Origin of the sequence: Yersinia aldovae ATCC 35236 (genome assembly GCF_000173735.1) — a bacterium.
Taxonomy (GTDB): Bacteria; Pseudomonadota; Gammaproteobacteria; order Enterobacterales; family Enterobacteriaceae; genus Yersinia; species Yersinia aldovae.
Genome location: NZ_ACCB01000008.1, coordinates 84,842 through 108,201 on the forward strand (window position 1 = coordinate 84,842; position 23,360 = coordinate 108,201).

Sequence of the window (23,360 nt, forward strand, 5' to 3'; positions counted from 1 at the left end):
TCCGGCAAACAATACCTAAGAACGTTATATACCCAAAGAACTTGACGTTGCAGGTAGACAGCCAGCGCCCAAATTCCGATGAACTTACATAAATTAAGTGATTCGGCTGAGAAAGCGCAGCTAACACCCCGCAACTTCCAGGACGAAGGGTATGGACAGAAATCACCCGAGGGGGAACCTTTGCAAGGTAAAGCGCTCCAAGAATTTGTTATCGACAAGCTCGATGATTTGAAAGGCCAGGACATTACCACTCTGGATGTTCAGGGTAAGTCCAGCATCACCGATTACATGATCATTTGTACCGGTACTTCTACCCGCCATGTTATGGCACTGGCAGATAATCTGGTGCAAGAATCGCGCCTCGCCGGCATGATACCGCTGGGTGTCGAAGGTCAGGGTGTGTCTGACTGGGTTGTGGTCGATTTAGGCGAAGTGATTGTGCATGTGATGCAAGAAGAAAGCCGCCATATGTATGAACTGGAAAAACTCTGGAGCTAAACGGTGAAACTGCAACTGGTAGCCGTCGGCACAAAAATGCCAGACTGGGTGCAGACAGGTTTTATCGATTACCTGCGCCGTTTTCCTAAAGATATGCCCTTTGAGCTGGTAGAAATTCCTGCGGGTAAACGGGGCAAAAATGCGGATATCAAACGCATTTTGGAAAAAGAAGGCGAACTGATGTTGGCAGCGGTAGGTAAGAACAACCGTATTGTCACGCTGGATATCCCAGGCACGCCCTGGGAAACCCCACAGTTGGCTCAACAATTAGAACGCTGGAAACAGGATGGCCGTGATGTCAGTCTGTTGATTGGCGGGCCGGAGGGGTTAGCCCCGGCGTGTAAAGCTGCCGCAGAGCAGAGCTGGTCGCTCTCTCCGTTGACGCTCCCCCATCCTTTAGTGCGTGTATTAGTGGCCGAGAGCCTCTATCGCGCCTGGAGTATTACGACCAATCACCCTTATCACCGGGAATAAGCGGGCGATGAATCTGAATAAAGTGATGGCTTTTAGTGACATGCTGGTGTTGGGCAAGATGCTGTTTTTGGACAAGATGAAGTAGTTGCGGATGAAAAAAGAACCTAACCCCTTTCGCGACTATTCAGCTGAATCAGCTCTGTTTGTTCGCCGCGCCTTAGTGGCTTTTCTCGGTATCCTGCTGTTAAGCGGGATATTGGTAGCCAACATGTACAATTTGCAGATAGTGCGTTTCGACGATTACAGCACCCGCTCGAACGACAACCGTATCAAGTTGGTTCCTATCGCCCCCAGCCGTGGCATGATATTTGACCGCAACGGCACGCCTTTGGCGATGAACCGGACCATTTATCAGTTAGAGCTGATGCCGGAAAAAATTGAAGACCTTCCCACCACCCTCAATGCACTGCGCCCGATAGTGGATCTGACGGATGAGGATATCGCTAATTTTGAAAAAGAGCGCAAACGCTCACGCCGCTTTACCTCAATAGCGGTTAAAACACCATTGACTGAAGTGCAGGTTGCCCGTTTTGCGGTTAACCAGTTCCGCTTCCCCGGGATTGAAGTCAAAGGCTACCAACGCCGCTTTTACCCTTATGGCTCTGCCCTGACCCACGTTATTGGCTATGTTTCCAAAATTAACGATAAAGACGTCGAACGGTTGGATAAGGAAGGCATTCTGGCCAACTATGCCGCGACTCACGATATCGGTAAGCTGGGTATTGAGCGCTATTATGAATCAGTGTTGCACGGCAAAACCGGTTATGAGGAAGTTGAAGTCAATAACCGTGGCCGGGTGATACGCCAGTTACACGAGCAACCGCCACAAGCCGGTAAAGATATTTATCTGACGCTTGATCTCCATTTGCAAACCTATATCGAAAAACTACTCAGCGGCAGCCGCGCCGCCGTGGTGGTCAATGATCCACGCACTGGTGGAATATTAGCCTTGGTGTCTAACCCAAGCTATGACCCAAACCTGTTTGTTGACGGCATATCTAACAAAGATTATCAGGGGTTACTCAACGACCCAGACCGCCCGCTGATTAACCGTGCGACTCAGGGCGTTTACCCACCCGCCTCGACGGTGAAACCCTATATTGCCGTTTCAGCGCTCAGTGCTGGGGTTATCACCAAAAACACCAGCCTGTTTGACCCCGGCTGGTGGCAATTACCCGGTTCAGAAAAGCGCTTTCGCGACTGGAAGAAATGGGGGCATGGTCGGCTGAATATCACCAAAGCACTGGAAGAATCAGCGGATACTTTCTTCTATCAGGTTGCCTATGACATGGGGATTGACCGCCTCTCTTCCTGGATGAGTAAATTCGGTTACGGTCAATATACCGGTATTGATTTGTCAGAAGAGCGCGCGGGGCTGATGCCGACCCGTGAATGGAAGCAAAAACGTCATAAGAAACCCTGGTATCAAGGGGATACCATCCCGGTCGGTATCGGTCAGGGTTACTGGACCGCCACACCGATCCAGATGGCAAAAGCACTGATGACACTGATTAACGACGGTGCGGTCAAAACACCCCACTTGTTGCAAAGTACCCGTATTGATGGGGTATTAGTGCCTTACCAGCAGGAAGATAAAACGCAGATTGGTGATATTCACTCAGGTTATTGGGAAATCGCCAAAGATGGCATGTATGGTGTCGCTAATCGTCCGAACGGGACCGGACGTAAGTTCTTTGAAGGCACGCCATATAAAGCCGCAGCAAAATCCGGTACGGCACAGGTTTACAGTTATGAAACCTATAATGCTCACAAAGTGGCAGAACATCTGCGTGACCACAAGTTAATGGTTGCCTTCGCGCCTTACGAGAACCCAACGGTTTCTGTCGCCATGATATTAGAAAATGGCGGTGCCGGGCCTGCGGTAGGGACCATTACCCGGCAAATCCTCGACCATATCTTATTGGGCGATAACAATACTGAACTACCGGATGCGGCTCCGCTGCCTCCTGGGGTTGAGGCCGATTAATTGAGGCGGATTAAGGCAACTCATGACTGATAATCAACAAAAAGGTTCTTTGTGGTACAAAATGCACATCGACCTGCCGTTTCTGATTTGCATCCTGGCGTTGCTAGCTTATAGCGCCTTTGTGATGTGGAGCGCCAGCGGGCAAGATATCGGTATGATGGAGCGCAAAGTAGGCCAAATTACTATCGGCCTGGTTGTCATGTTAGTGATGGCTCAGATCCCGCCACGCGTCTATGAAAGTTGGGCACCCTATCTCTATTTTGTCTGTGTGATTTTACTGGTACTGGTAGATGCATTTGGCCAGATCAGTAAAGGCGCTCAACGCTGGCTGGATTTGGGTTTTATCCGTTTCCAACCCTCTGAAATTGCGAAAATTGCCGTTCCGCTGATGGTGGCTCGCTTTATGAACCGTGACGTCTGCCCGCCATCATTGAAAAATACCGGTATCGCGCTGATTTTGATCTTTATGCCAACCTTGCTGGTGGCCGCTCAGCCTGACCTTGGCACCTCGATTCTGATTGCCGCTTCGGGCCTGTTTGTTTTGTTCCTATCAGGCATGAGCTGGCGTCTAATCGGCATTGCGGCAGTATTGGTGGCCGGATTTATTCCTATCCTATGGTTCTTCCTGATGCACGGTTATCAGCGGGATCGCGTGATGATGTTACTGGACCCAGAGAGTGATCCGCTCGGAGCCGGTTACCATATTATTCAGTCTAAAATTGCGATTGGTTCTGGCGGGTTATCGGGCAAAGGCTGGTTGCACGGCACTCAGTCACAACTGGAATTCTTACCGGAACGCCATACCGACTTCATCTTTGCTGTACTGGCAGAAGAACTCGGTTTGATTGGCGTACTGGTGCTATTGGGGCTTTATCTGTGTGTCATTATGCGCGGCCTGGTGATTGCCGCCCATGCACAGACCACCTTTGGCCGGGTCATGGTGGGCGGTATGATGCTGATACTCTTTGTCTATGTGTTTGTTAACATAGGAATGGTCAGTGGAATTTTACCGGTAGTTGGCGTACCTTTGCCTTTGGTCAGCTACGGAGGCTCGGCGCTGATAGTACTGATGGCCGGGTTTGGTATCGTGATGTCGATACATACTCATCGAAAAATGTTATCCAAGAATTTATAGAGGTGAGCAATGCGTAAGGAATGGCTTTGGGTCGGCATCGCAGGCGTGCTGTTGTCAGCATGTACCAGTCAGCCTCCGGCCCCCCAGCAACAAGTACAACAAACCTACAACGGCCCGGTTGAAGAGATTGGTGGAGCCGAGCCTCGCTATGAACCCTTTAATCCTAATGTTAATCAGGATTATAAAGCGAACGGCCAGTCCTACAGTATTATCAAAGATCCACAAAACTTCACTCAGGTTGGCCTCGCGGCCTGGTATGGCGAAGAAGCTAACGGTAACGCCACGGCCACCGGCGAGATTTTTGATCCTAATGCACTGACCGCCGCTCACCCGACGCTGCCCATTCCAAGCTATGTCCGGGTCACCAACGTCAGCAATGGTCGTCAAATTGTAGTGCGCGTTAATGACCGTGGCCCTTACACACCGGGCCGCGTGATTGATTTATCTAAAGCGGCCGCTGACCGCCTAAATATCTCGAATAATACCAAGGTGAAGATTGATTTTATCAATGTGGCACCTGATGGTTCGTTATCCGGCCCTGGTATGGTTGGCACCACGATCGCCAAACAGAGTTATGCCTTACCTGACCGCCCTAATCTGGCTTCCAGCGGTATGGGTACCCCTATCCAGCAGGATGCTCCAGTAATCAGCGCCCCGGTGCGCCCTATTGATAACAGTAATTTATCCGGAGCAGATGCCACTCAACCGGTAGCACCGCAGAGCAGCGGCTTCCTGCGAGCCGCCACGCCGGTTCCTGCCGGTGTGCTGGAAAGTGCAGAGCCAACCGTCAGCGCGCAACCGGTCATAAGTTCCGAAGCGGTACGGCCACCAGTTGTTGCTAACCCCGGTCCCGTGACCTCATCCGTCGCCGCGACATCACCTGCCGCAGTCGCATCAGGTGGGTATGTTGTTCAAGTCGGTGCTCTGAGTGATGCACAAAGAGCGCAAAGCTGGCAGGAAAGTCTGAGTCAGCGCTTTAGCGTACCGGGTAAAGTGACCAGCACTGGCAGCGTGCATCGGGTTCAGTTAGGGCCATTTAGCAGCCGCCAGCAAGCCGTTGAATTACAGCAGCGCTTGTCGAGCGAAGCGCAGCAGCAATCATTTGTTGTCGCGGCACCTTAAATATTCGCCAAGAGGCAGACATGCCTTGTAGCAATTTAAGGTTCATCAGATGAAAATAACCGTAACTCTCTGTGCAAACAGGATGTTACGGTTAAAAGCATAAACGCCACATAAATGTATAGCCAAATCAGTTGGCGTTGCAGCAAGGCTACAGCGTCAAGTCAGCAGGCTATGGTATAGTGTGGCACGTATTTAACTTACTCCCACGGATGTTGTTGTCTTGATCATGAAATATGTAACTACTTCTCGCATTATCAAGAGCCTGGCGCTCGGTACTGTTATTGTTATGAGCGCAGCTTCAGCTGCTAACGCTGATGACGTCAATTTGAAAACCATGATCCCCGGCGTGCCACAGATTGATGCTGAAGCCTACGTTCTGATTGATTACAACTCCGGTAAAGTATTGGCAGAAATGAATGCGGATGCACGCCGCAACCCAGCCAGCCTGACCAAAATGATGACCAGCTATGTTATCGGGCAGGCCATTAAAGCAGGCAAAATCGGGCCGGAAGATATGGTTACCGTGGGTAAAGATGCCTGGGCGACGGGTAACCCAGAGTTCAAAGGCTCTTCGCTGATGTTTTTGAAACCCGGCGACCGGGTGCCCGTGTCTAAACTGACTCGCGGTATCAACCTGCAATCCGGCAATGATGCCTGTGTTGCTATGGCTGATTACGTTGCTGGCAGTCAGGATTCATTCGTTAACCTGATGAATAACTACGTTAAAGCACTGGGCCTGCAAAATACCCAGTTCAAAACAGTTCACGGTTTAGATGCAGAGGGTCAGTATAGCTCTGCGCGCGATATGGCTCTGATTGGTCAGGCACTGATTCGTGATGTGCCAGATGAATATGCCATCTACAAAGAGAAAGAATTCACTTTCAATAATATCCGTCAGATGAACCGCAATGGTTTACTGTGGGATACCAGCTTAAATGTTGATGGTATTAAAACCGGCCATACTGAAGCTGCTGGCTATAATCTGGTGGCATCAGCTACCGATGGTCAAATGCGTTTAATCTCAGCCGTATTGGGTGGTCACACCTATAAAGGCCGTGAAACTGAAAGTAAAAAGCTGCTGACTTGGGGCTTCCGCTTCTTTGAAACCGTCGCACCGCTGAAAGTCGGTAAAGAGTTTGCTTCAGAACCAGTCTGGTTCGGTGACAGCGACCGGGTGCAGCTAGGTGTGGATAAAGATGCATACCTGACTATCCCACGCGGCCGAATGAAAGACCTGAAAGCCAGTTATGTGCTAAATACCCCAGAGATTCATGCGCCATTGGCGAAGAACCAGGTTGTTGGCATGATTAACTTCCAGTTAGATGGCAAAACCATCGATCAACGCCCATTAGTGGTGATGAACGAAGTTAAAGAAGGCGGGTTCTTCAGCCGCATGGTGGATTACATCAAACTGATGTTCCACCGCTGGTTCGGTTAGTCGATGAGCTTGAAAGCCACAAAATAATCTCCATATTATAAATAATGTATAACTCCCGCTCCGGCGGGAGTTATAATTTTTATAGCCGGATACTTTTTTCGTTATCCCAGACCCCGTCCGGCAACCATCTGTCCGTCAACACCCCAGGAGCGCACATGAAAACTAAACTGAACGAACTGCTTGAGTTCCCTTGTTCTTTTACCTACAAGGTCATGGGCATTGCTGAACCACAGTTGGTAGACCAGGTGGTAGAAGTGGTACAGCGCCATGCTCCAGGTGATTATACCCCGCAGATAAAACCGAGCAGCAAAGGCAATTTTCACTCTGTCTCCATCACCATTACAGCCATCCATATTGATCAAGTGGAAACCCTGTACAAGGAGCTAGCTGAACTTGAACTGGTGCGGATGGTACTGTAGTTCAGCCCATTTTGCCGACGCAAAATATCCGCGCTATTCACTTGGCCCGAACCGTTTATTTACGTATCGGGCCTTATTTTTAATTACCAAGTCTGACATGCAAAACATCCATCCATACTTTTCAGACAGTAAAACCGCTTTTTCAAACATCAAAACAGTAGCCCCATACCGCTGGGCTGGTATACTGACGCCACCATATCTGTAACCAGACGATGCCTCGCTTGCAACAACATACGATCATTTTACGTCAGCTGGGGTTACAGCCCTATGCTCCCGTATCTCAAGCCATGCATAATTTCACTGAGTTCCGCACTGACGCTACTCCAGATGAAATCTGGCTGGTTGAGCATCAACAAGTCTTTACTCAGGGTCAGGCAGGAAAAGCCGAACATGTTCTAATGCCCGGTGATATTCCAGTTATCCAAAGTGATCGAGGCGGCCAAGTTACCTATCACGGCCCCGGCCAGCAGGTCATGTATATCATGATTGACCTCAAGCGGGCCAAGTTAGGAGTGAGGCAGTTGGTGACCGCCATTGAAAATACCGTCATCCAAACTCTGGCCCACTTCGGCATTGATTCACAGGCCCGCCCAGATGCCCCCGGCGTTTATGTCGGTCAGCAGAAAATATGTTCACTGGGATTGCGCATCCGCAGGGGCTGCTCGTTTCATGGCCTGGCGCTGAATATCGACATGGATCTGGAACCGTTCCAGCGCATCAACCCTTGCGGTTATGCGGGAATGCAGATGACGCAGGTCAGCACGCTGGTTGCGGGAACAACCGTTACCGACGTTCAACCGATATTAGCGCGTGAATTCACCCGCCAGTTGGGTTATCCAGAGGCCGAGCAGCAGGTGTGGTCGCTGACTGACTATTTATCATCTGACCCATTGTAAATTACGCAACTTAAGCTGCCAGCACCGTACCAGTCACAAGTAACAACGAAAATTGGGGGCTGAATGGGCAGGGTTAAAATGATATAATTTTTAAACAATTTTCAAATATTTTTTAACGAAAGCCACATCCCGTTGAATTTAATGAAAAATCTCAAGTTGAGAGATTCATAACTGGAACCTGCACGATTATGAGTAAACCGATTCAGATGGAACGCGGCGTTAAATACCGCGATGCAGACAAAATGGCGTTGATCCCGGTAAGAACCGTGGTAACTGAACGTCAGGAGCTGTTACGTAAACCCGAGTGGATGAAAATCAAGCTCCCTGCTGATTCCAGCCGCATTCAGGGCATTAAAGCTGCGATGCGTAAAAACGGCCTGCATTCGGTTTGCGAAGAGGCTTCATGCCCCAACCTGTCTGAATGTTTTAACCACGGTACGGCAACGTTTATGATCCTCGGCGCGATTTGTACCCGCCGTTGCCCATTCTGTGATGTGGCCCACGGTCGCCCAACGACACCCGATGCCAATGAGCCGCAAAAGCTGGCTCAGACCATTCAGGATATGGGCTTGCGCTATGTGGTTATCACCTCGGTTGACCGGGATGACCTGCGTGATGGCGGTGCTCAGCATTTTGCCGATTGCATTGCAGCAATTCGAGCCAAAAATCCAACCATTAAAATTGAAACCTTGGTGCCAGATTTTCGTGGTCGTATGGATCGCGCGCTCGAGATTCTGACCGTTACGCCGCCGGATGTGTTTAACCACAACCTGGAAAACGTGCCACGGGTTTATCGCCAGGTGCGCCCTGGTGCTAACTATGAGTGGTCACTGAAGCTACTGGAGCGTTTCAAAGAAGCCCATCCGGATATTCCGACAAAATCAGGCTTGATGGTTGGTTTGGGTGAAACTAATGCCGAAATCGTTGAGGTGATGCATGATTTGCGCCGTCATGGGGTCACGATGTTGACGCTGGGCCAATATTTGCAGCCGAGCCGCCATCACTTACCGGTGCAACGCTATGTCAGCCCGGCTGAGTTCGACGAAATGAAGGCTGAAGCAATGGCGATGGGCTTTACCCATGCCGCTTGCGGCCCGTTTGTCCGTTCCTCTTACCATGCTGACCTGCAAGCCAAAGGTTTGGAGGTCAAATAAGCACATCGGGCCTGAATGTGTATCCAGCCCAGCATTATTGAAATAATTTATTACACCTTATACGACAGACACACAAAAACGGATTTCCAATGGAGATCCGTTTTTGTTATCAACCAGGATAGGCTTGTTGATAGCTATTCTGGTGATAAGGCACAATAGCGACTCTTACGTCGTTCTCAGGTTTGAATGCCCAGAGAGGATCAGTCCTTGTGCTCAACAGGGGGGGCCGTTTTGGTTTCAGTTGCCGTTTTAGCTTCTGACATAGCACCTGTTGAAGGCGTCTCATCATTGCCCATAGCTTTTTTGAACCCCTTCAAGGCCGCCCCCAGATCTGCGCCCAATGTGCGTAATTTACTGGTGCCAAACAACAACACGATCAATATGCCGACCACCAATAATTTGGTAATGCTGATACCTTCCATACTCACCTTCTCAATTAGCTCTATTCATTAAACCGTGAATATATCCTTGTTAGTTGAAATTGCAGTGAGATGGACACCTTGGCGGCCTGGCTACAACGTCACTTACTTTGGATATAGTCAAATCATGGCCTATTTACGAATAAATTACCGATTTAAACAAATGTAATATGTAACAGATTTCGTTAGTGAACTATGATTTACACAAGGGTCTGTCTTGCTCAATTTTTGACTCTTTCCGGATGAGATATTGCCGTTAACATCCCCCCAGGGAAAAAAGAAAGAGGGTGCCGCCAATTGCCTTATTCAGCAAGAATAAATACTCGTCGATCGGGATTGAGTTTTGCCAAAAGGACTTATTTACCCCGAGCATTCGGCTTAGGCATTGGCATGTTTTGTGTCGCGTCAGTGCTCTATACCCAAGACACGCCACTGTGGCTATGGCTGCTGCTGGCTGTTTATGGATTAATATGGCCACATATTGCATATCTGCTGGCGGCACGCTCTGAACAACCGTTTGAGCAAGAAACAACCAACATGAAAATTGACTCAGCAATAGGCGGGGTCTGGGTTGCATTAATGTCATTTAATGCCCTCCCCTCAATCGTTATTCTGTCAATGATGAGTATGAATAATATTGCGTCCGGCGGTAAGAATATTTTTATAAGGGGCTGGCACTGCAAATCGCCTGTAGTTTATTAACCTCATGGTTATTTAATTTGCCGTTTAAACCTGAAACCACACCGACTCAGGTTTATGCCTGCTTGCCGATGATAATTATCTACCCTTCCCTACTCGGATTAGTCACTTACCGCACGGCAAAACGGCTGGCTGAAAGTAAAGAAGAGTTGCTACGCATTAGTGTAAGAGATGGGTTAACCGGGCTGTATAACCGCCGACATTGGGAACATCAACTTCATAATCAATTCGATAGTTGCCGCCGTTACCAACATGGTGCCACTCTTATTCTGTTGGATATTGATAACTTCAAATCTATTAACGATACCTTCGGACATGCCGTAGGGGATGAAGCTATTACTATTCTGGCCGAAGAGTTATTACTGGGATTACGCGCTATCGATATCGTTGGCCGCTATGGTGGGGATGAGTTTGGTGCGATTTTACCCAATACTACCGCAGAACAAACACGCGAAGTATTAGCGCGTATACAAATAAGATTGGGTGAAATAATATTCAAACATGCCCCCTCCCTGCAACTCAGGCTCAGCGCAGGGATTGCAGACTATAGACACGACATGGTTAACTATCAGCAATGGCTAAAAGCGGCAGACGCTGCCCTGTATTTGGCCAAAGATAATGGCCGTAACCGTATTGAGTTGGCGAGTTGAGTATCAACCCATCCCAAAGACTTAATGATATATTCTAACGATTTATGATGGCCCCCATTTAGTCTACATGTCTATGTGGCGATGTTGGGGTTATACCCATGAGATGGGTATACATTCAAAAAGGTATTTATGTTTAGTACATTACTTGCTGTATTTATTGGTGGCGGCGCAGGCAGTGTAACGCGCTGGCTAGTCAGTACGAAGTTAAACGGCTTGTCTGCCAATGTGCCGATCGGAACATTAACTGTAAACCTGGTAGGCGGCTTTGTTATTGGACTGGCCTTAGCCATTTTCACCCGAGTTACTCATATTGATCCTGTTTGGAAATTACTGATTACAACCGGTTTTTGTGGTGGTCTGACGACATTCTCCACTTTCTCTGTCGAGGTGGTTTATCTGATTCAAGAGGGTAAATTAGCGTGGGCAGCAGGGACTATTTTGCTCAATCTGGCGGGTTCGCTTGCCATGACATTTCTGGCCTTTATGCTGGTTAATCAATTCGCAGCGCAATAAATAAGATTACTAACTGCCAGGTAATCTCACGTTCCGCGCAATCTAATCCTTCGCCCTAAAAGTGGGCATGGGAAAAATAACCACCTTGATTATGTTGCCTTAATGTTTTCTTAATCTGGCAGCCGGATAATCATTTAGCAGAGAACAGTTGACCAATAGGGTAACTGATGTGCCGGATATCACTATGTTTGGGTTGCCTAAAACATCTATTGAATGGCTGACGACCATTTTTTGCCTGTTGGTTACAGTCATTTTTTTTAAAATCTATCTTTTTTAACTCAGATACGTTCGTTAATCCGCGTTTATTGGGAGCTGCCTCTCCTCTTTGCTTTGCAAAAATACAGAAAAAACCCGCCTGATGAGGCGGGTTTTAAAAAATAGTGAGCTACTTAGATAGCGATAACATTAGCAGCAGATGGCCCTTTGGCACCGTTCGTAATTTCAAATTCTACACGCTGACCTTCAGCAAGGGTTTTGAAACCATTGCTAGCGATGGCAGAAAAATGAACGAAAACGTCTTTGCTACCATCTTCTGGGGTAATGAAGCCGAAACCTTTGGACTCATTGAACCACTTAACGCTACCTTTAATCTTAGACATCAAACTTACCTTTACGTGAATGTTGGACACAAAAATTGTGTCAAGTACAGTACAGCAATAGAACCATTCTTTGTCCACAGCCGAGATCACAAAAAAGAGACAAAAAGTGAAAAACTCAACTTCTCTGGCCTGAAAGCAGCACAGAAAGCCACACTTTTTGCCTTTAGCAGTTAACTCTAATGCCCCTTTAAAATACGTTGCTCAGTTGCCAGACTATATCTGAAAGCCATTCACCTGTATCATACTCGACCATTGGATACACTAATATGAGATGCATGATGAACGGTAGAATAACAACTTTTTTTGAAGATAAAGGCTTTGGTTTTATCACCGATGAAAACGGCGATAACCGTTATTTTCACATTATTAAAGTTGCTAATCCCGAGATGATTAAGAAAGGCGCTGAAGTGACCTTTGAACCAACAACTAACACCAAAGGGCTATCAGCGTTCGCTGTAAAAGTAGCAATTGAGAGTAAATACATCTTTATCGCTAATGAAAGAATTAAGCTGACCAGCATCAAGTCATTCAATACCTTCACTAAAGAAGTGCCTGCTCAAGCGGAAGTTGATAAAGCTAATACCATTTTATCGGTAAATTTATTGATGAACAAAATTCGCCCACAAGAGGAAGATATTTCGCAGAAGACCGTGTCATTGAAAATGTTATCGATAACAACATTTCAAAATGTAACTTATACATTTTCTGAGCACGAAGTCGATATTGATAGCACTATGGCTAAGTTGAAGAGTATTTGATGAATTACAGGAGATTATTCTGATTTACTGGCTATTCTCTACCAGTAAACAGCCCCAAATGCCTTTGGGGCTGCCGGGTAATCCCCGAGATTTGGCGCTGGCATCCCTGCCCGCTAACGCAAGAGCATCCCTCTGATATTCTCTAACATTGACGGTAGAACTAACGACAAATCCAATTCTATTTTTATATTGCTTACTTAAACATAAACATCTTAATTAGTTCTACATCAGTGCGAGCACCAAGTTTTTTCATTGCTGAACGCTTTTGACCACTGACAGTTTTTTCACTCTTTTTCAAAATCCTGGCGATATCTCCACCTGAAAAACCCTCATTAAAGAGTTTTAGTACAATATTTTCATTCGGTGTTAAATACTGGCGCTCTGAAGAGGCGCCAATGAGCACGCCAGATGGTTTACGCTCGATTAGGCTCTCAGTCAGCCCACGAAGTCGCCGCTTTAATACAGTAGCGATTTTGTTGCTCACCGTATCCAGCGAATCTTCTCTAAAAATCATAGTAACGTTACTAAACCTTGGAATACCTTGTAAAAAGCTATTCAGTCTGCCGTCGCAAATCAAAAAAACGTCTGCTTCAGTAGGCGTTTTGTCCAGACGCTTAAGCGCCTCAAAAAAACTGAACTCGTCGACACCGATAAAAATCACATCTGCTGAATAGAAAGCTTTCCGGTAGAATTTAATCTCTTTTTTAAATCCTAAAGATGCAAATATTTTCTTTACGATAGAGACCATACCCAGTGTTTGATATTTATCATTATCGACTATCATGCAGCTTATCATATTGACCACGCCTATCGGTGCTTTTGCACCCCATGAATTGTTCATGCTCAGCAGCTTGTAATGAGGTAGAATATCATTACAAATCATCAAGATAACTTAGCACATCCCTTTTACTCATTTAACCACTAAGAGAACAGTAGAGATATAGGATGTCAGCACCTCAATATGTAGGAAATGTCTTTTTATGTTTGAGGTATTTCTTGTATGTATATTTATGATTGGTTTATCAATCGTTAAGTTTGGTAGGCGTGACAGCACGAACATTGTGTGCAAAACTATAAAAGTAGTCTGAATAGGAAAGGTTTTCTGATGCCAACCGTGCGGTCTTTCAAGCTGCATCTTTCTTTTAACCTTAGCGTAAGTCAAACTACTTTATGAGAAACGTCGGTTTACATGCTCTAAAAACATTAAGCTGTTTTTCTGCAGTCACTTTCTATTCCGCCAGTAAAACCTGTACTGAACAGTGTTTTTTGGGGGGAGAAGTGATGAGTGTCCTTTACTTCCTCTCGATTATCGCTACGCCACTGTTTTTTATGATCATTGGTTATATAGATTCCAGCGACGAAATAGACCAACAGGATATACTGAGAAAATTAAAATCGATCATAACTATTATTATCTTCTGGAACGTCCTGTTCTACTTTATCAATGAGGATGGTTTCAAGCGCGGCTATTTCCTACAAAGCTGGCTTTTATTCAGCATTGCTATCATCTATCTCATAAACCCAATAATATCCAAAGTATTAAAAAGTAATCGGACAGCAATAATCACCCTCTCTTGTCTGGTCATTTTCTCTATCACTATCGATTTGGTCAGTGCATTCACTGAACGTCCCTACTTGATTGATTTTCCACAACACTTCCGTCTCTGGACCTGGATTTTTTACTATATAGCTGGCCGCTTCCTCTACTCAAGAATTTGCCAGAAAGCCACCAAATTAACCAAAGTTCGCGTGATAGCGAAGGTACTTCTGATTCCGACAGCTATATCGATGTATTACTACGAAAGCTTTATGTCGATTTATGTCTATAAAACAGTGAATGCGGGCTACTTCCTTGATAACATGCACGTTTTAATTCTGAGTTTATGCCTGTTTGTCATATTTGATAATTTTGACACTAAATATGAATGGATAAAGAAGACACTGGCTTATATTAGTCCTTCGATGATTGGGGTGTACATATTACATGACGGTATTTTCTATTTTATTTCCAGTGCATATAACTTATCCGATATCACATTAAGATTCACGTTGCTGCTATCAGTATTTGCCGCCTCGGTGTTGCTATCTCGCGCACTGTTGCTCAATAAGTATACATCACGATTTATCTCATTCTGATTAGAATTAAATCAAAACGGGTCGAGGCTACTCGCCCGTCAAAAAACCACTTTAGTTAATACTTACTGGATTTGAATCAAGGTCAGCACATTACCGAACACGGCACCGGAATCAATATAAAGCTGATTTTTAAACAATGACGGCTTAACTAATGGCGTATGACCGAAAATAAATTTATCCGCCCCTGCAATTTCATAAAACTCTCCCTTCATGGCAGCATTCAGGCGTTTACGATTCCACAATACTAACTGTGTATTGATAGGCTTATCATAAATGTATTCATCTGAAGGATAGTCAGCATGGGCGATAACATATACTCCGTTATCAGTGCTCACCTCAATCACGAAAGGCAATTGCCCTGCCTGCTTGATTAACTATGCCACTACAAGAAAACTTTAACCAAAACTGCTTACAGTATCGAATGGGTCGCCCTCAGATGACGTATTTAGCACCGAGACTTAATGAGTAATGGTGACATATACCCCATAATAGACTGACCCTTATCGAAAAAATCACATCCATCCACAGAAATATTAGCTTCAATCTCTTCTACATAAATATGCTTTTTTGGCGTTTCTCGACAGCAACAACAGTAGGTAGAATAAAATACAAGTTGGTATGGCAATATTCAAAAATTCATTTCTCTAGCGAGAACCAGCATCACAACTCGTTACTACACAACTATTTATGGTAAATCTGTGATGAAAATCGCTATAAAATGCGCTTAGAACCTATTTATCAATCGATAATGCCTTACCCAGTAAAATAAGAATTAAATATGATTTATACACGCTCCTAACCAGGGAAAATATTTGGCTTTATAGTAAAATATACTTTAATAAACCTTCAAAACTGGCTGGCATATGAAAAAATTTGATTATAATCTGGTAAAATTACTACAATGCTTGATTGAGTTTCGCAGTGTAACTCGAACAGCAGAAGAATTGGATGTCGCTATTTCGACGGTCAGCCACGGTCTGGCTCGTTTAAGACGTGAATTCAATGACCGGATTGTGATTAACACAAAAGAAGGATTGATCCCCACTACCCTGGCGATAGCACTTAATAACCATTTTTCGCCTGCAGCAGATCTTATTGATAATGCAATCATTGCTGGGAAAAATAGTGATTCTAAACAGACTTCACTTACGATCAGTGCCAGCCCATTAATCCAGCATTGGTTAAGTTGTCAGATATACGCATTGTCACAATCTGATGATATCAGTAACAATTTTACCATTAAATATGTCGACAGTTATTATGTCAATGAACAACGCGTATCACGGCTAAGAAATAGTGAAGTTGATATTGATATAGGTTCTATTTTAAATATTGACAGATCATTAGTCAGTTATCATTTAGGATCATTCCCGCTAGGGATTTTATTAAGTAATTCCCATAGCAGGATCCTTGGTGACGTAGGTAAAGATGACTGGTTACAAGAACAACGCTTAATTTGGAATATCAATATGCAAGGAGCTTCATTTGCTCCAGGAAACACTTTTAATGATATTCATATCGGTAATAATAAAGCGACAATTGAAACAACCAGCTCACTCAATGCAGTAACCTTGGTTGCCAACACTGACTATCTGGTAATATTTCCCTTTATGATGCAGTCATTTTTAGCCAAACAGTTCAATGTTCGCATATCACCACTCCCCTTCGCTAATGATGGCGTAGTGTCTCTTTATGCCTATACGCATAAAAAGTCCGACTCAAATGATCTGATACAGAGATGCCTTAAAATTATAGCAAGCCTTACTTAACAGAGACTAGCAACACACAGCCTGGTTGAGTAGTTTATTATAAAGTTGCCCAACTGACTTAACTTTTAATTTTATATAAATACTGTGTCGGTGACCACTCACAGTTTTTTCACTAATATCCAGTTTCAGTGAGATCTGCTTATTGTTATTCCCAGATAGAATCAGACTCAGTATGGTATACTCTCTTTGCGTTATCTTGAACTTTCTCAAATAATAAATATAGAGAATATCATCCATATTAATGTCATTATTACCTCGACCTTTGATAGCTGAGCCATCGGACAACACTAACAATAGCCCTTGGATACTATTATATAAATCAAAAGACAGGTAAGATGTCTGCTTAATAACAATATGCTCTATTTCAAGTATTTTCTCACTGATAATACTAATTATTTTAAAATGATGATATTTCATTTTCTCTTTTAATGCAATGATCATATTTAACCAGTTCTCACCTGGCCAGGTATAATCAATGATTAAAAAATCAACCGCATTTTTCTCGACATAATCACAAGCTTCATAAATATCGGTAAAATTACTTATTGATATTGAGTGTTTTGATTTCCTAAGTGGCAAGATATCCGAAACTATATGGTCTAATCCTGCACCAAAAAATGATGATTGACTTAAAGATACAACTGAAATCATTGGATTACCCTTGAGATTAAACAAACGAGCACAGCGCATCAATCTATTGGAAACATGTTATCAATACCGATAGATAAAGTAATTCAGACGCACCTTGCTTTGCTGGGAATAATCCTATAATGTAAAGTTAAACCACAACAGATCTTTAAATAAAAAGACATTTAGCGAAAACAGAATACTCATATTAAACATAGTGTTATGTACTTAAAAAATGAATTTAAACTATTACGAAGAACCAACTCTCTTATATTTCATTCGCTAAAATGAGTGAAATTGCACAAAAAAACAGACAAGTCTTATAAATAAATCATCAAATTCGCAGTCTAATAATGGACTGTAAATGATATTTTTATGAATAAGATACAATTTAGTTTTTTGTCACAAAAATCCACGTCATTTTATTGAAAGACACTTCTTACTGTATAGGCTATAGCATAATTCAATATCGCCAGGCGACTCATAGATAGGCTATGCAGAAATCAATTTGGTCGTTGCAGTATGACGGGATCACATTCTCATTTTTAACCGTATATCCGTGTCTTTTAATCCATTTTCCGCTATCTTGATAGCCTAATATTGACACGATAATAAATTACAGGGTCGGAGCAGTAATGAGAAAGATAACCATGATTATGATAGCGGTCGCAGTGGTGGTGTTTACTTACACCTACTTTACTGGGGTATAGCATCAGAAAGGCCATATCCTACAGCTTGCTGGTGCAGGACTTACTTACCATAGATTGAATTGATCTTGATGGGAGCGAAATGTTAAAAGTTATTGCCCAAGACTTTATAAAATTGGAATTCCTGAGTATTGTGCTGCCATTGTATAAAGAATTGGTGGAGAAAACCAAACAGGAACCGCTATGTATGGCTTATGATTTATTTATCGACCATAAAGATCCTGGACACTTTATCTTTATTGAAGAGTGGCCGGATAAAGCAGCTTTAGACATACACTGTGCGACAGAACACTTCACAAGGCTGGTACCACAAATTAATCAGTATCAGCGGAAAGAGTGTACGTTTATCCTTATGAACACTTTTGAGTAGCCGCTGACTCGCGTTGGTGTAACTCCATCATGCAGGGAGTTGCTCCTCTTCATAATACTGATTGTGCCACATAGCTGAATAAGGGCCATTCTTGAGCAATAATTCTTCATGACACCCACGTTCAACAATTTTACCCGCCTCCAGTACGATAATCTCATCCGCATCAACCACAGTTGATAAGCGGTGGGCAATCACCAACGTAGTATGATTGCGACTAACTTCTCGCAGATGAGACTGGATTTCACGTTCAGTATGAGTATCTAAAGCACTGGTAGCTTCATCAAAAACCAGTATTGCAGGGTTTTTTAGGATAGTGCGCGCAATGGCGACACGCTGTTTTTCCCCACCAGATAACTTAAGCCCGCGCTCCCCCACTTTGGTATCATAACCATCGGGTAAGCCACTGATAAAATTGTGAATATGTGCCAATTTTGCAGCGCGTTCTATCTCTTCGAAACTTGAAGATGTCCTGCCATAGGCAATGTTATAACGCAACGTATCATTAAATAGCACGGTATCCTGAGGCACAATGCCAATCGCTTCACGTAGACTCAACTGAGTCACAGTCCGAATATCCTGATTATCAATATAAACAGCACCGCTAGTAACATCATAAAAACGAAATAGTAAGCGTGAAAGAGTTGATTTACCTGCCCCTGAAGCCCCTACAATCGCCACTGTTTTCCCCGAGGGAATGGTGAAACTCACATTATCCAAAATAGGTCTACGTGGGTCATAACCAAAACAAACCGAATCAAAGCGCACCTCACCCTTGGTTAGTTGCAATGGCAGTGCATTGGGGCGGTCAGTAATCTCTTTTTTGACCATCAACAGGTCAAGCATATTCTCCATATCAATCAATGCTTGCCTGATTTCTGAATAAATAAAACCAAAGAAATTGAGAGGCTGATAAAGCTGAAGAAGATAGGCATTAACCAAGACAAAATCACCAATGGTCATTTTCCCCTGAGTAATTCCCTTTGCCGCCATAGCCATCATGACTATTAATCCGATTGAAATGATAGCTGTCTGACCGAAGCTCAATGCCGTAAAGCTAATTTGATTCTTGATAGCAGCAGTTTCATAGAGTTGCCGCGACGTATTAAAGCGCTGAGCTTCAAACTCCTCATTACCAAAATACTTTACAGTTTCATAATTTAGTAGGCTATCTATAGATTTTGTATTGGCATCCGCATTGGCCTGATTTAATTCACGCCTAAACCGAGTTCGCCAACTCACAGCCATAACGGTAAACAGGATATAGCATCCGACCGTGGCAAGAATTGCAACGGCAAACCAACCATCTAGCAAATGCCACATGATCAGCGAGACTAACGTTATCTCAAACAAAATGGGGAAAATAGAAAACAGCAGGCGCGACAGTACCGTGGCAACAGCTTGTGTCCCGCGTTCGATTGAGAGTGATAAGCCACCGGTTTGCCTGTCCAGATGAAAACGCAAACTCAATGCATGTATTTGTTTAAATACGCGTAATCCAAGCGATCGAGTTGCATTCTGGCTCACATGAACAAACATTACATTTCGAAGTTCTTCGAACAATGATGCACAGATCCGTGCTATGCCATAAGCGATGATAAAACCAATCGGTATCGCCACCATCTTGGCGCTATCACTGCTCAACGTATCTATCATGGCTTTATAAGCAAGAGGAACCAGAGTTGTACTGACCTTAGATATCACCATAAAAATAACGGCAACAACCAGATAATAACGTAATCTTACGTTATTTTTAGGCCACAGATAAGGCAACAGGAACTTAAGTAAGCGGGAGCGATCCATATTTATCTATTTGTCATCTCGAGAGAAACAGCATTCTTTTTTATATTCTGCCATGTATGGCTGTAATAGCCTAATCTCTGATGACAATATCTGGCTTTAAATAGCCATAAAATTTGTTAACTCATAAGACACTAACTTGCTGGATACCGGTAAGTTTATCTATCGTTTTGTGGATAGGTAAACCCAACATATTGTACTTAATTACATGAGTAAATCTTTACCTCTCTTGGAGAGCATTTATCTGATTAACAGACGAGTCTATGAATCATAGAAACCCATAAGCTATAACTTATACAGAGATTGCCGAGATTTGAAGTACTCTGATGGTATGGTTTGAACAAGGTTTATATTTAAGAGTATGTTAAATGGCTCGCTTAATGAAATGGAAACTGATTTTTCATTCACTTTTTTTGACCAACATGAACAATTCTCTTTGATATCCTAATTCTGTGATCGGAGTAACATTCTTCCTATCGAAAGCAACCGGCTTTCACATAAAAATAGAAGAGAATTGATTATGAAAACAACCATCGCAGCATTCACACTCATCGCAGCAATGCTGGCACCAACTGTTTCTATGGCCAATATCGGTGATAGTGATAGCTATAAAGGCACCTACTCAATAAGCCAGGGTCAGACAACCAAGACTGCGGACCAAACTGTTAAAAACTAATCTTCAGTAAGGTCCACTGGAAATCAGTGGGCCTTATATTCATAATTTTTGAGCTATTAGCCCTACACTATATCAATAATCCAATCCGCACTATCCCTGGCCATCCTCTCAGCAACAGTTGGGTGTCTTCATCTCCCTCTTTCACCATTTAACATTTATGATTGCCAATTTTATTGTTTCACATCGGCTCCTGAGCCTACACGTTATTGTCTTTTGACGTTTTCAATTATTAACATTAAATACAGAATAGAGTCGGAAAGGTATTTTGTCTTGTTATTTTTATTTTTATTTTTACGGCCAAATCATACGTCTAAGACAAATGCGGATATGTGTTTTACTTGCATGGGTGAACAGACCATCCGTGACAATATCCGGTATATTATGATTTGCTATTAGCATGATTGAATCGCGCTAAATCTACACGCCAGACCTTTGCATTCTCACCTAAGACAAATAGACCAGGCGGATACAACTCCAAGATATTTATTTACAATAAAGAACAGAACACTCCGGATAATGTTCTACAGCGATAACCTTCAATAACTCGAAACCTTCGTTATTCAGATTTATTTTATCGCCAACAGATACAGGATTTCCAAAAGAATGTAGATAATTTGTATTGACTGTCGGTAACTTATCAACCATTACGATTTCATACTTGTATTTAATATCCATAGTATTACCTCTTCTTGGTGGTTTATTTTTATTCATCTATGTTAACTTTATGACCGTATAGCTATTTCCATCACATAATATGATTACAGAATGTAAACATTATTTTTCATTTTCACTAATGAATGTAACTTTAGTTTATTATATACAAATGAAAATAGTTTCCTTGTTACTACAACCCCTTATATATGATATATAATTATAAAATCCAACCTGTTTAATATACCCAATTTCCTAATTGCATTCCGCCTATGCGTTAATATCGTTTTTTCTGAACGACCTAATATCCTTGAGATCTCAACAATATCATTTCCCTCAACAGTTAACTCAACAACTTTAACTTCAGTGATAGAAAGCTGGCTATGATTCTTCAATCCTAAGCATTTAAAAACATTTATTTTAATCATTTTATTATATTTCAATTTAGCCACATTAAAGATCTTACCAATAGTATATACAATACTATAGATATCTAACTTACTGCTGTTAAATGGGATATTCAGTGTTACAACAGGATTGTTATTATTTGTGTTATCTGATATGGCATACTCATTTTTAAAGAAGTTAACAAATACCATGTGGTCTTTAAATATTACATTAACATTTTTAACAACTGCATTTTCATCAGTCCTAATAATACCTACTTCATTTTCCTTTTTTTAAACAATTTTCAAGTAAATAAATCAATCCTAGTTCATAGAATGAATTTCGGGTTTTAACAACGACTCTAAGCATACTTTACTCACAACTTTCAGTTTATTTTGGTAAGCATGACAACTAATAACAATCGGGCTTACCATTATCATTTTATTATAAATGACATGTAAAAAATAATTTTAAGATTAAAAACCCTAACTAAAATGATATTTTACATCTTATAATACAACCCATAGAAAGTAGATCTATGACCATAGGAAACCGCTACAACATAACAACTTTAAATTGTATGCTATAAAAACAACATGAATAAAATTAAACAATATTGGTGCAATACAAGTGATATATTGCAACACAGATAGGCTCAAGATACCCACGTTCTAATCGAGTAAATGCCTGATAGCTCTCAGCGTTAATAACAATTATCACCCCTTTAATATATTAAGTTATATTTATTTAGAGGAAATAGTGTTTTTTATGAATCATCAATTTTATTAATTAACTGCTTACTCTATCAAATCCATTGAAAATCCAAGTATAGAAATCGGCGTTGTTAGTCACATTTATTTTATTCATTACCGATTTTTTCTGGGCACTCACTGTTTTTACACTCTTGTTCAATATCTTGGCAACCTCAGTCACACTGTGTCCTTGTGATATCAAGGAAATTACTTTACTTTCGGCATCTGACAGAACCTTTGGCAACTTCTTTTGATATAAAAATGACTTGGTCAACGCTTTAAAAAAAAGAAGGTTAAGCACAAAGTTTGATTTACATACAATAGAGTTAACTTTATCATCTCGGTAAATATAGCTATTGGCTTCTAAAGAAGCATCCGATATATCGTCATTACTATTAATTATTTTAAGTGTGTCACTGCTGAATTTTGTATTATCTTTATCATCATAGATATGGAACCTCAACACATCCAAGCCCTCACAGCCGTCAGCAACCTTAACTTGTATTGAGAAACATCCAAAGTTATCCTCTAGAATAACCTTAAGACCTTCTGCGAAAATGGTATTATTATCAGATATTGTAGCAACAAGCATAGTATAACCCAGTATAATTAAATGTTAATTGAGTTCAGAAACACTAGCACTTATCTAGAATTTCTATTGTAATCAGTCATTGTTAATAATAAAAAATTGTTGATACAACCTAAAAATCGCTATTGATACTTCTAA

At 42.6% G+C, this 23,360-nt stretch carries 22 protein-coding genes and 3 pseudogenes; 16 read left to right on the forward strand and 9 right to left on the reverse strand.

The genetic code is table 11. From position 1 onward, the window contains the following. The first annotated feature begins 180 nt into the window (after positions 1-180). The 9 genes from rsfS (at position 181) to lipA (ending at position 9,123) form a co-directional block, all read left to right on the forward strand. Positions 181-498: a ribosome silencing factor gene (gene rsfS, locus YALDO0001_RS05740; RefSeq protein ID WP_042839475.1), complete on the forward strand. Its 318-nt coding sequence runs from the start codon at positions 181-183 to the stop codon at positions 496-498. A gap of 3 nt (positions 499-501) precedes the next feature. Further along, positions 502-972 (forward strand): 23S rRNA (pseudouridine(1915)-N(3))-methyltransferase RlmH, encoded by a 471-nt coding sequence (rlmH, locus tag YALDO0001_RS05745; protein WP_004390602.1) that lies wholly within the window; start codon positions 502-504, stop codon positions 970-972. 91 nt (positions 973-1,063) lie between these two features. Then, on the forward strand, positions 1,064-2,959 hold the full coding sequence (gene mrdA / locus YALDO0001_RS05750) for a peptidoglycan DD-transpeptidase MrdA (RefSeq protein WP_004700804.1): 1,896 nt from the start codon (positions 1,064-1,066) through the stop codon (positions 2,957-2,959). A gap of 22 nt (positions 2,960-2,981) precedes the next feature. Then, positions 2,982-4,094, forward strand: coding sequence for a peptidoglycan glycosyltransferase MrdB (gene mrdB / locus YALDO0001_RS05755; RefSeq protein WP_004700805.1), 1,113 nt, complete (start codon positions 2,982-2,984; stop codon positions 4,092-4,094). A 9-nt stretch (positions 4,095-4,103) separates the two neighbouring features. Beyond that, the gene (gene rlpA, locus YALDO0001_RS05760; protein WP_004700808.1) at positions 4,104-5,216 is read left to right on the forward strand and encodes an endolytic peptidoglycan transglycosylase RlpA; all 1,113 of its coding nucleotides are present in this window, start codon (positions 4,104-4,106) and stop codon (positions 5,214-5,216) included. A gap of 226 nt (positions 5,217-5,442) precedes the next feature. Beyond that, positions 5,443-6,654 carry a D-alanyl-D-alanine carboxypeptidase DacA gene (dacA, locus tag YALDO0001_RS05765; protein WP_004700809.1) on the forward strand — a complete coding sequence of 404 codons (1,212 nt, stop codon included), beginning with the start codon at positions 5,443-5,445 and terminating at the stop codon, positions 6,652-6,654. A 155-nt stretch (positions 6,655-6,809) separates the two neighbouring features. Then, the gene (gene ybeD / locus YALDO0001_RS05770) at positions 6,810-7,073 is read left to right on the forward strand and encodes a DUF493 family protein YbeD (protein WP_004700811.1); all 264 of its coding nucleotides are present in this window, start codon (positions 6,810-6,812) and stop codon (positions 7,071-7,073) included. A gap of 212 nt (positions 7,074-7,285) precedes the next feature. Continuing rightward, entirely contained in the window at positions 7,286-7,969 is a 684-nt protein-coding gene (gene lipB / locus YALDO0001_RS05775; RefSeq protein ID WP_004700813.1) for a lipoyl(octanoyl) transferase LipB, read from the forward strand. A 188-nt stretch (positions 7,970-8,157) separates the two neighbouring features. Continuing rightward, entirely contained in the window at positions 8,158-9,123 is a 966-nt protein-coding gene (lipA, locus tag YALDO0001_RS05780) for a lipoyl synthase (protein ID WP_004700815.1), read from the forward strand. A 200-nt stretch (positions 9,124-9,323) separates the two neighbouring features. Here lipA and tatA read toward each other — a convergent pair whose 3' ends face one another. Further along, a complete protein-coding gene (gene tatA / locus YALDO0001_RS05785; protein WP_004700817.1) occupies positions 9,324-9,545 on the reverse strand; it encodes a Sec-independent protein translocase subunit TatA in 222 nt (73 codons plus the stop codon). Between the two features lie 294 nt (positions 9,546-9,839). On the opposite strand from tatA, the pseudogene YALDO0001_RS05790 reads away from it, so the two are divergent. Together YALDO0001_RS05790 and crcB are read left to right on the forward strand one after the other, a co-directional pair. Next, positions 9,840-10,891: pseudogene (locus YALDO0001_RS05790) on the forward strand (diguanylate cyclase). A 129-nt stretch (positions 10,892-11,020) separates the two neighbouring features. Further along, on the forward strand, positions 11,021-11,404 hold the full coding sequence (crcB, locus tag YALDO0001_RS05795; RefSeq protein WP_004700823.1) for a fluoride efflux transporter CrcB: 384 nt from the start codon (positions 11,021-11,023) through the stop codon (positions 11,402-11,404). 389 nt (positions 11,405-11,793) lie between these two features. On the opposite strand, the gene cspE is transcribed toward crcB, so the two are convergent. Further along, entirely contained in the window at positions 11,794-12,003 is a 210-nt protein-coding gene (gene cspE / locus YALDO0001_RS05800) for a transcription antiterminator/RNA stability regulator CspE (protein WP_002210315.1), read from the reverse strand. 278 nt (positions 12,004-12,281) lie between these two features. Here cspE and YALDO0001_RS05805 point away from each other — a divergent pair, with 278 nt between their 5' ends. Further along, positions 12,282-12,761 carry a cold-shock protein gene (locus tag YALDO0001_RS05805; protein ID WP_004700830.1) on the forward strand — a complete coding sequence of 160 codons (480 nt, stop codon included), beginning with the start codon at positions 12,282-12,284 and terminating at the stop codon, positions 12,759-12,761. 193 nt (positions 12,762-12,954) lie between these two features. Here YALDO0001_RS05805 and YALDO0001_RS05810 read toward each other — a convergent pair whose 3' ends face one another. Further along, the gene (locus YALDO0001_RS05810) at positions 12,955-13,545 is read right to left on the reverse strand and encodes a helix-turn-helix transcriptional regulator (RefSeq protein ID WP_042839476.1); all 591 of its coding nucleotides are present in this window, start codon (positions 13,543-13,545) and stop codon (positions 12,955-12,957) included. A 386-nt stretch (positions 13,546-13,931) separates the two neighbouring features. Between YALDO0001_RS05810 and YALDO0001_RS05815 the strand changes: the two genes are divergently transcribed. Continuing rightward, positions 13,932-14,897, forward strand: coding sequence for an acyltransferase (locus tag YALDO0001_RS05815; protein ID WP_004700834.1), 966 nt, complete (start codon positions 13,932-13,934; stop codon positions 14,895-14,897). 62 nt (positions 14,898-14,959) lie between these two features. Here YALDO0001_RS05815 and YALDO0001_RS05820 read toward each other — a convergent pair. Beyond that, a pseudogene (locus YALDO0001_RS05820) lies at positions 14,960-15,271 on the reverse strand (metallophosphoesterase family protein); the annotation flags it as partial. Positions 15,272-15,760: 489 nt separating this feature from the next. Between YALDO0001_RS05820 and YALDO0001_RS21775 the strand changes: the two are divergent. Next, a complete protein-coding gene (locus YALDO0001_RS21775; protein WP_004700838.1) occupies positions 15,761-16,666 on the forward strand; it encodes a LysR family transcriptional regulator in 906 nt (301 codons plus the stop codon). 6 nt (positions 16,667-16,672) lie between these two features. Here YALDO0001_RS21775 and YALDO0001_RS05830 read toward each other — a convergent pair whose 3' ends face one another. Then, on the reverse strand, positions 16,673-17,317 hold the full coding sequence (locus YALDO0001_RS05830; protein WP_169310398.1) for a response regulator transcription factor: 645 nt from the start codon (positions 17,315-17,317) through the stop codon (positions 16,673-16,675). Between the two features lie 765 nt (positions 17,318-18,082). Between YALDO0001_RS05830 and YALDO0001_RS05835 the strand changes: the two genes are divergently transcribed. Further along, complete coding sequence (locus YALDO0001_RS05835) at positions 18,083-18,370, forward strand: putative quinol monooxygenase (RefSeq protein WP_004700842.1); 288 nt, start codon at positions 18,083-18,085, stop codon at positions 18,368-18,370. Positions 18,371-18,397: 27 nt separating this feature from the next. On the opposite strand, the gene YALDO0001_RS05840 is transcribed toward YALDO0001_RS05835, so the two are convergent. Beyond that, positions 18,398-20,170 (reverse strand): ABCB family ABC transporter ATP-binding protein/permease, encoded by a 1,773-nt coding sequence (locus tag YALDO0001_RS05840; protein ID WP_004700845.1) that lies wholly within the window; start codon positions 20,168-20,170, stop codon positions 18,398-18,400. A 517-nt stretch (positions 20,171-20,687) separates the two neighbouring features. Between YALDO0001_RS05840 and YALDO0001_RS21460 the strand changes: the two genes are divergently transcribed. Continuing rightward, positions 20,688-20,843 (forward strand): hypothetical protein, encoded by a 156-nt coding sequence (locus YALDO0001_RS21460; protein WP_004700847.1) that lies wholly within the window; start codon positions 20,688-20,690, stop codon positions 20,841-20,843. Positions 20,844-21,326: 483 nt separating this feature from the next. Here YALDO0001_RS21460 and YALDO0001_RS05845 read toward each other — a convergent pair whose 3' ends face one another. The 3 genes and pseudogenes from YALDO0001_RS05845 to YALDO0001_RS05855 form a co-directional block, all read right to left on the reverse strand. Further along, positions 21,327-21,554 (reverse strand): hypothetical protein, encoded by a 228-nt coding sequence (locus YALDO0001_RS05845; protein ID WP_156168289.1) that lies wholly within the window; start codon positions 21,552-21,554, stop codon positions 21,327-21,329. Positions 21,555-21,656: 102 nt separating this feature from the next. Next, a pseudogene (locus YALDO0001_RS22330) lies at positions 21,657-22,250 on the reverse strand (LuxR C-terminal-related transcriptional regulator). 420 nt (positions 22,251-22,670) lie between these two features. After that, positions 22,671-23,225, reverse strand: a complete 555-nt coding sequence (locus tag YALDO0001_RS05855) for a helix-turn-helix transcriptional regulator (protein WP_042839469.1) — start codon at positions 23,223-23,225, stop codon at positions 22,671-22,673. Between the last annotated feature and the right edge of the window lie 135 nt (positions 23,226-23,360).